General features: G+C 45.5%; 1 protein-coding gene. It reads right to left on the minus strand.

Annotated elements, in window-relative coordinates:
• Nucleotides 1-4,374, minus strand: a 4,374-nt coding sequence (locus Q1V93_RS13450; RefSeq protein ID WP_300665406.1) for a hypothetical protein, incomplete at its 3' end; no start/stop codon positions are given.
• Between the last annotated feature and the right edge of the window lie 104 nt (nucleotides 4,375-4,478).

The raw sequence follows: 4,478 nt of genomic DNA on the forward strand, positions 1-4,478 counted from the left end.
ACCTCCCGGTTCAAATTTCACAATCGCTAAATCCCTTCCCAAAGCATCTTTCACGTACATTTCCTGCGTGGTTTGGACGGAAGTTACTACTTTTTTGAACATCCGCTGGTCTGCGCCGTCGTATAAATACGAAATAGCATCCGTTCCTTTGGTGATGTTGTATGCATAGGAACTGCGCCCGTAAACCGTTGCAGCAATTGCGCGGTAGCTATCCGTCAGCAAGTTTCCGTTTACATCGTAGCTGTAATTACGCGCCGTAGTCGTACTCAGATCACTTACCTGCATCAATCGGCTGTTGCCGTTGGCGTAGGTATACACGAAATCTTCCACGGTTACACCCGAACTTGGGGAAGCTCCCGGTTTTTTGCGCAGCAAAGTGACTAAATTCCCGATCTTGTCGTAACTATAGCTTTCATCACCGATCAGGTAAGACTCAGCCGCATTCAAATTCAACCAGTCCGCAAATTGGGCATCAATGAAATCACCTACCAGGGCATCTGCAGCAATCAGGCGGTTCAAGCCGTCATACTGGTACCCGTAAATGGTTTCTTTGGAAAAGAGCGGAATGGAACTGTTGATGGTTGTTCCGGCAAAATTGTATTTCACTTTGGTTCCTCTCACATTGCCATTATATGCATCCGATTGAGAGACAGAAGCCTGGTTGTTGTAGACCGGAAGCTGGGTATTGTCATAATACAGCCATTCGTTAAACAGTTGGCTTCCCATCTGCGTGAGGCGGTCACGGTCATCATACGCATACGAAACCGTTTGATGTCCGAAATTCCCATCTGAGAAATTATCCACAGAATAGCCTTTCGAAACCACTACTCCACGGGCATCGTCGTACTTGTAATCGACCAGTTTGGTTGCATTCGTAAGCGTCACATCTGCCTGTACGGCATACACTTCTTTCAGGCGGTTCAAAGGATCATACACATAGAAATACTTCATATCCGTAGAACCATCGCTGCCCATATCCAGTTTTTCTTCGAGGAGTGAACCGCGCAGGTTGTATTTCGGGTATTGAATGGTTGCTTTTACCAGGTACTGATCGTTGGTAGCGACATTGACAGGGTGCTGCAAGATCACCTGTGAAGCCAGCAAGTCTTCGGAGTTATACGCATAGGTGATTTTTTGAATAGCAACTCCTGTGAGCCCATACGAATAGGATTCGATTAATTTTCCCAAAGTAGACGGCGAGCTTTGCTGTGTTCCGTAAATCATACTCTTTTCAAGTACCAAACTACCTTCCGGAGCTACGACAGGTAAACCGGAAGACACCATCGGCTGCCCATTCACGGGATCGATTGTACTGTAGTAATTCAACCAATCCTGCGTCATGCGGTTGGAAAACACGTAATCGAAATAATCAGAACTTCCTGAGGGTACTGTCTTATTTTGGAAGCAGAACGGATCAATGTGATAGGAAGTCGTAGCAAGGGCTTGCGAGAGTAAGTTTCCGTAGCTATCATAGGTAAACTTGCGGAAGCGCGATGCCGGAAGATCGGAATCGGTTCGATATACACGATCCGCCTGATCCTGAATTCCACTGATTTTTCCGTGTTTGTTGTAGATATAGCGTTTTTCACCGCCATCTACATTCGTTTCACGAATCAGCTGACCGCTCAGGTTGTATTGGTAATCGGTGTTCTGACGGCGCGCATTGATGGTTTTCGACAAGTTTCCGTAAGAATCATACACATACAAGGTCACAGCTTTCTCTGCGGCAGTGATCCACGACAGGCTCGCCACCGTTTGCCCGAATGCATTGGCATACGTAATGGTTTCTTTCCCGTCCTGGTCTTTTACGGATGTACGCAGGAAGCGGAAAGTTCCCGTACCTCCTGAGTTCATGATGAGTTTCAATTCGGCACCACTTAAACCCAATTCACATGACATGTAAATGTTGTTTGCGATCCAGGTCTGTTTCCGGATCACGTGATTTTGCGGATCAGAAATGGAGATTCCCGGGTCTGAAACCCGTGTATCCAATGATGCCGGATCGTGATCGAATTTTGTTTCGTGGTACAACGTTGATCCTGAGTTGTAGTTATACAAAATCGGGTTGAGCCCTGTAATTGGATTCTGGTCGACAAACAAAGATGGTTTCCGCTGAATTTTGGCTCTTCCCCAATTGTCATAGCCGATAGAACCACTCGAAATCTGCACATTTCCTTCTCCGCGGTAAGCCCGCACGACTCCGGCGGTTCTCCCCAGCGGATCCAGGAAGGCTTTTTGGAATTCGCGGTTATCCAGGGTATCTGTTTCATGCTGATACAAGACCGAATACACGTAATTTTCCCGTGTGCGTTCTTCAAACGATTTACCAAAGCCGTGTTTCCATAATTGATATTCATTCCGGGAAATCAGGCGGGTTCCGTTTTCGGTAACACTTGTTAAACGATTGAATCCGTCGAATCGATATTCCATTGTATGTCCGGAAGAAGTAGTCATCTTCTTTACCTGGCCGTCGTTGGTATATTCAAAAGTGGTGGTTAAGGAATCCGGACGCTGATAACCAACTGTTACGCGCACCGGAAGCCCGATGTTCTGCATATCCACCGAAGAATAATTGTACTGGAAGCTGTAGGCCGGATTGGTACAATTGGTATTCACATTCCACTTGTTCACCGTTCCTTTGTAATAGAATTTGGTCAGCAAACCTACACTGTTTGAAATCAATGCCGGCTGCAGGTGCTGATTGCGTTTATGCACACGCGTTGTTACCAGCGTATCGAACGGATACAGCATTTTGAACGGACGAACAAAGTTCTGATCATCCACTCCATCGTATTGCATATAGAAGTCTGCAATCAGGTTATTTTTCCGGTCGAAACGTAAATTTTTAAAATCTCTGGAAGGCAACCCGTGAACGGTATCAATCTGGGTTACTACCGAACGCAGCTGCAACGATTTCTTCAAGGCATCGGTTAAAATGATCATTCCTGCAGGACCTCCCTCTTCCTCTTCTTCCGGAATGGCCGGATTACAGTCCACCAAAGTCACACCGTTATTACATGCCGCATAATTCACGGAAGAAGGACATGCAAAATAACCGATTACCGGGTCTTTCCACAAACAGTAATTGAAAGGCAGTTGTGACAGAAAATCTGCTTCTGTTCCGTATTTCCAGCGCACACAAGATGCGCAGCTTACCGGATTTACCGGCGGAGTTCCGGTCGAAGGACAAGACGGACCATTGTATAAAACCGTTTGATTGGTCGAATACGGATCTATTCTCCAACGGGAATCGTAGAAATAGTATTCACTTTTTCGCAGTTCCTTCGCGTCGCGCTGGTTTTTGGTTACGTGCATCTGCTGAAACGGTGTGGTACGCATTGCATATTGGCGACTTTTCGCCATTCCATCGTATTTCGGAAGTTCCGGAGTGTAGGCTCCTGCGTAGGCATCCACATATTTCGAATCCCAGCGCATTGTGAACGCAATGGTATCCAGGTCATTGTTCAGTAAAATGTAATCAAAAGGAGTTGTTTCTCCGTTGACTTCCTGGATATCGTAATTGTACCAGTAACGGTCGTAGCGGTTTTTCAGGTCATAGAGATAGAAAAACTGCTTTTCATCTTTGGCCGTCGGTAAATGGGTGGAAGTATTCGACACACTGAACACCTGCCAGGAAGGTTCGTGTTTCAGACGCAGTGCATTGATCGTTTTGTTCGGCCCACCGTTGAATGAAACAACTCTCCCCGGAATATCTTCCAAAGACATGAGTGTTTTATAGGCGTTCCCGTTAGAAGTTCCTTTGTAATCTGCTTCGTAATATTCGTAGGCAGTTTTCGTTTCAATGTAATTCCAGCCGGTCAGCGTTGAACCATTACAGTAAACATCCAAAGGGTTTCCTCTGAATACAAAACCGGTCAAAAATGGTTTTAAGCCATAAATCGCAATCAATCCGTTTAGAACAGCAGGTTCGATATCCCTGTCGGTTACTTCAATGATGCGTTCCATTTCAGCTTCCGTAAAGGCCGGTGTGCGTTTCATCAATTTACCGAAAACAACTTCAGACGGGTATTTCCCTCCGCTTTCAATGATTTCTACAATCGTATTGTTCAAAATTCCGTCATTCGCGATAATGGTTCCATAATTCGCATCCGAAATAACCTGGTTTTTCAAAATCTTACTCAAATCTGCCGGAATGAGGTACTTCGATTGAGCAATTTTGTCAATGACCGTTTCTGAAAACTGTGGCTGCTTTGACAGGATTTTGGTAAATGATGTCGTGCTGAAATAACTGACACCGGTTCCAGTAAGATTCTTTAAAACGGAATCAGACAGGTATTCGTTTTTCAGAAATAAGGCTTCGAGAAGTTCACCATCCCAGCGACGGGTAATTTTTGGCAGAACAGTACTTAGCACCTCATCCGAAATGTAGCTTTGCCGCTGGATAACTGAAATTGGGCTAAAGCCTATCATTCCAAAAGGAGACGGGGCAAACTTGCCAATGAAGGCATTCAGCACCA

The organism is Fluviicola sp. (genome assembly GCF_030151805.1).
Classification (GTDB): Bacteria; Bacteroidota; Bacteroidia; order Flavobacteriales_D; family Crocinitomicaceae; genus Fluviicola.